Genomic DNA, 4,705 nt, shown 5'->3' with positions numbered 1-4,705 from the left:
GTTCCAGGTGCAGCAGGGCGCGCTCGCTGTCGCGTTGGCTGCTGACCGAGACGTACTCGCCGGCGGCCATGGCCAGCGCCCCGGCGAACAGGCCGGCGACGCCGACGGTCAGGATCGTAGTGCGCGAGGTGGTGGCCCCGGCGATGCCCACAGCCAGGCCGGCGAGGGAGACCACTCCGTCGTTGGCGCCGAGCACTGCGGCGCGCAGCCAGTTGAGGCGTATGGCCATGCCGTCGGCGTGTGCTTCGTCGTGGCTGGGCGCGCTGCGTACCGACTGGTGGCTCATGCTGTCACCGTAGATCGCGTCGGATCCGCAGGCATGGGGCCAAAGTCCCGACGTCAGGACCGGACGGGGCCGAACGTCACCAGCCGACGAAGGAGCGATCATCTAGGGCCGTTCGCGGAGCGCTCTGAGGGCGATCGGCCCCTGCGACGCGAGCGAGTCGTCGGGTACGGATGAAGGTAGCGGTTGTCGGACCTGCGTGCTGTCGGAGGAACGGGAGGTGCCACGATGGCGTGGTTCCTGGTCGTGATCGCCGGGTTCTTCGAGACCGCGTTCGCGATTTTGCTCAAGCAGAGCGAGACCTTTACCAGGCTGTGGCCGACCGTCGGGTTCGCCGCGTGCGCGCTGATCAGCTTCGGGTTGCTGACCTGGGCGCTGCGCGGGCTGGAGATCGGGCCGGCGTACGCGGTGTGGACCGGCCTGGGGACCGCGGGCACGGCCATCGTGGGCATGGCCATGCTCGGCGAGACAGTGTCCGTACTCAAGCTGGTGTCCATCAGCCTGGTGTTGTGCGGGATCGTCGGGCTGAACCTCTCCGGAGTCACCCCGTGATGCAGGGGGTCGTGGCTAGCGTCGTGCAATGATCGGAGGCAATCGGACCGCACGGTAAGGACGATCATGACCTCACTCGCATTGCCCCGGCAGTCATGCGCGATCACGGTGTTGGGCGGGCCGACGAGCGTGATCGATGTCGGCGGTCTGCGGATCATCACCGATCCGACCTTCGACGAGCCGGGCCCGCACGGATACCTCACCAAGACCGCCGGACCTGCGGTCGCGGAGGAGTCATTGGGGCCGGTAGATCTGGCTTTGATCAGTCACGACACGCATCCGGACAACCTCGACGACCGCGGCCGCGCCTTCGCGAAGACCGCCAAGGCCATCCTGGCCGGTCCACAGGCCGCCGCGCGCCTCGGTTCACCCGCGATCGCGGTCGCGCCGTGGAGCAGTCACGCGGTGGCTCGTGGGGATGGCGGCGGCGAGTTGACCGTGCTCGCGGTGCCTGCGGTGCACGGGCCCGAGGACGGTGAACGCGACGCCGAAGGCAACGTCAACTGTGAGGTCATCGGGTTCGTGCTGAGCGGGGACGGCCTGCCCACCATTTACGTCAGCGGCGACAACGCCTCGATCCGCACGGTGGCGGAGATTTCCCGCCGCGTGCCGCGCATCGACGTCGCCCTGCTGCACGCCGGGGCGGCGCGCGTCCCGCCGAAGTTCGACGGCCGACGGCTGTCCCTGGACGGCGCAAGCACCGCCGCGGCAGCCGCGATCCTCGGCGCGGACGTGGTGGTTCCCGCCCACTACGACGGCTGGGAGCACTTCTCCGAAGGCCTGGCAGAGGTGGAAGCAGCTTTCTACGACGCGGGCCTGACGCGCCTGCTCCAAGCGCCCGCGCATGGCACGTGGATCCAACTCGCCCGCTAAGCCGCCCGACCATCCGCGAGGAAGGACACGGCATGATGGCGCGGCACTCGGTGGCAAGGCACTACAATGGATGTAGCGGGAGCCAGTCGGCCTCGCGCCGCGATCTTTACACGCTCCCGTGACTGCCGGATATTCAGCGATGCAGTCGGCACCGGGTTATCTCACCGGTGTTTCTGTTGAGCTGCGGCTGTTTCCACGTTCGGAGTCTTCATGGCGGCTCGCCGCCCCATTCAAACCAGCGCCAAATCCACCGCGTCGACGGCCACGTTCGCCGAACTCGGCGTGCCCAAGACGCTCACCGACCTGCTCGCGGCGGCCGGGATCACCGTCCCGTTCCCGATCCAGGCCGCGACCCTGCCGGACTCGCTGGCCGGGCGCGACGTGCTCGGCCGTGGCCGCACCGGTTCCGGAAAGACCCTCGGTTTCCTGCTGCCGGTGCTCACCCGGCTCGCGACCGCGCCGCGCAAACGGCGCCCGAACCGGCCGCGCGCGGTGATCCTCGCGCCGACCCGGGAACTGGCCGTGCAGATCCACGAGGCCGCCAAGCCCCTGGCCGACGCGCTGGGCCTGCGCTCGGCCGTCATCTTCGGCGGGGTGTCCGCCCGTCCGCAGATCTCCGCGCTGCGCTCCGGCCTCGACCTGGTCATCGCGTGCCCGGGCCGACTGCTCGACCACCTCGAAGCCGGCCACGCGATCCTCGACGCGGTCGAGATCACCGTGCTGGACGAGGCCGACCACATGGCGGACCTCGGATTCCTGCCGACCGTCAAGCGTCTCCTGGACGCCACGCCCGCCAGTGCACAGCGACTGCTGTTCTCCGCCACCCTGGACCATGGCATCGACCAACTCGTGCGGCGCTACTTGAACGACCCGGTCACGCATTCGGTCGACTCACCGCACTCCGAGGTCCCGGACATGGACCACCACGTGCTGCACATCGAGGCGGAGCACCGGCTGCCGATCCTCATCGAGCTGGCCGCCGCCCCCGGGCGCACCATCGTGTTCACCCGCACCAAACACGGCGCGCGCAAGCTCGCCCGGCAGCTGGCCGCCGCCCGCGTGCCCGCCGTCGAGCTGCACGGCAACCTCGCGCAGAACGCCCGCACCCGCAACCTGGCCGCCTTCGCGCAAGGCGAGGCCACGACCCTGGTGGCCACCGACATCGCCGCGCGCGGCATCCACGTGGACGACGTCTCGCTCGTCGTGCACGCCGACCCTCCGGTCGAGCACAAGGCCTACCTGCACCGCTCCGGCCGCACCGCGCGGGCCGGCAACTCCGGCACCGTCATCACGCTGATGACCGACGCCCAGGTCGGCGAGGTGCGCCAGCTCACCAGGAAGGCCAAGATCGAGGCGACCACGACCCGTCTCGCTCCCGGTGACCCGCTGCTCGGCACGCTGGCACCGGGCGAGCGCAGCCTCGCCGCGCCCGATCGGATCGCCGCGCTGACCGGTGCGCCCGCGGATCCGAAACGGACGCGGCCAGCGGGCAGCGCACCCTCCGCCGGCAAGCCTCAGGCTCGGCGCCGGCGCGGTACCGGCGGCCGCGGCGGTGGCGGCAACGGCGGGTCCGCCAACGCGAACACCAGCGGCACCGCGCGCAAGCGTGCGGGCTCGGCCGGTGCCCCCAGTTCGGCGCGCTCCACTGGCGGAAAGCCGGTCCGCTCGTCGAGCTCCACACCTTCCAGCTCCGGGGGAGCGGCCAAGGCCTCGCAGCACTTCCGCGGCCGCGGCCGCTGACCCGCACCCGGGCGGATCTTGCGGCCTGCACGGCCTTGCCTCCGGACGCGGTCCTGTGAAGATGGGTGCGATGCAAGCTGATCGAGGACGAGGCCAAGGAGACGATGATCATCAAGGCCGCGCCGCCGGTGTCGAGGATCGGGTCGCACGTGGCGGTCGCGGGCGGGCTGGTGCGCAAGGGCTTGGCGGAGGCGGCCGAGGTGGGCGCCGAGGTGATCCAGATCTTCGTGGGCTCCCCGCGCGGGTGGGCGCCGCCGCGCATCGAACCCGGCGCCGCGCGCGAGTTTCGGGAGCGATGCGAGGCACTCGAACTGCCCGTGTTCGTGCACGCCGCATACCTGATCAACCTCGCGGCGCCGCAGGAGCGCACACTCGACTTGTCCGTCGAGGCACTGACCGCGACGCTGCACGCGGCCGGACTAGTCGGTGCGCGCGGCGTCGTGGTGCACGCAGGATCCTCGGTCGTCCCAGGGCACGAGGACGCCCTGCGACGTGTGCGCTCGTCGTTCAAGCGGGTGCTGGAGGGCTCGCCCGCGTCGGTGCGGCTGCTGCTGGAGCCGACGGCCGGCGGCGGCCGCTCGCTCGCCTCCACGCTCGAGTCCACGGCCGAATACCTCGACGCGGTCGACGACGTGCGCGTCGGCGTCTGCCTAGACACCTGCCACCTTCACGCCGCGGGCGAGGCGCTCGGCGAACCCGGACGGCTCGCCGCGGGCATCGCACAGCTGACCTCTGATATCGGCGCAGGGCGCATCGGCCTGGTGCACGTCAACGACAGCAAGGACGCCTGCGGATCACGCAGGGACCGGCATGAGAGCCTCGGCAGCGGGCAGCTCGGTGCACGCGCCTTCGAGGCGCTGTTCGCCGTGCCGGAACTAGCCGGGGTGCCGATGGTCGTCGAGACCCCGACCCACGCGCCTGACGTCGCCTTCCTCAATAGGGTCCGGGCGAGCCGACCGATGTCGGCGGCTGCGCGTCCGATGCCGTAGCGGTGGTGTGGCTGGGCGAGGTGCCGATGGCTTACGCGCGGCCTGGGCCTTTTCCGCGACCGACCGTGTTCCGCGACCGACCGTGTTCCGCGACCGACCGTGTTCCGCGACCGGCCGAGTTCCGCGCCGGCCTGGCCGGATCGGCCGGGCCGACGCCGGACGGAGATCAGTACGCGCGCGCGACGATCGCGAGGCTGTCCGGCGCGTCGTCGGAGTCGGGGACTGAGCCGTCGGGCAGGACCAGGCAGCGCACCGTGATCCCGTGCTC

Annotated in this window: 5 protein-coding genes; 4 read left to right on the top strand and 1 reads right to left on the bottom strand. The window is 71.1% G+C overall.

All coding sequences use genetic code 11. The features are described from left to right. The coding region (locus VFA06_RS05710) for a VIT1/CCC1 transporter family protein (protein WP_324839348.1) at window positions 1-286 on the bottom strand (286 nt) is incomplete at its 3' end. A 225-nt stretch (window positions 287-511) separates the two neighbouring features. Here VFA06_RS05710 and VFA06_RS05705 point away from each other — a divergent pair. From VFA06_RS05705 to VFA06_RS05690, 4 genes are all read left to right on the top strand, one after another. Further along, on the top strand, window positions 512-835 hold the full coding sequence (locus VFA06_RS05705) for a multidrug efflux SMR transporter (protein ID WP_324839347.1): 324 nt from the start codon (window positions 512-514) through the stop codon (window positions 833-835). Window positions 836-901: 66 nt separating this feature from the next. Then, window positions 902-1,708: an MBL fold metallo-hydrolase gene (locus VFA06_RS05700; protein ID WP_324839346.1), complete on the top strand. Its 807-nt coding sequence runs from the start codon at window positions 902-904 to the stop codon at window positions 1,706-1,708. Between the two features lie 210 nt (window positions 1,709-1,918). Further along, window positions 1,919-3,448 (top strand): DEAD/DEAH box helicase, encoded by a 1,530-nt coding sequence (locus tag VFA06_RS05695; protein WP_324839345.1) that lies wholly within the window; start codon window positions 1,919-1,921, stop codon window positions 3,446-3,448. A 65-nt stretch (window positions 3,449-3,513) separates the two neighbouring features. Next, the gene (locus tag VFA06_RS05690; RefSeq protein ID WP_324839344.1) at window positions 3,514-4,437 is read left to right on the top strand and encodes a deoxyribonuclease IV; all 924 of its coding nucleotides are present in this window, start codon (window positions 3,514-3,516) and stop codon (window positions 4,435-4,437) included. Window positions 4,438-4,705 lie beyond the last annotated feature (268 nt).

The organism is Actinocrinis sp., assembly GCF_035653575.1.
Taxonomy (GTDB): Bacteria; Actinomycetota; Actinomycetes; order Streptomycetales; family Catenulisporaceae; genus Actinocrinis.
This window is presented reverse-complemented; position numbering and strand designations above follow the sequence as displayed.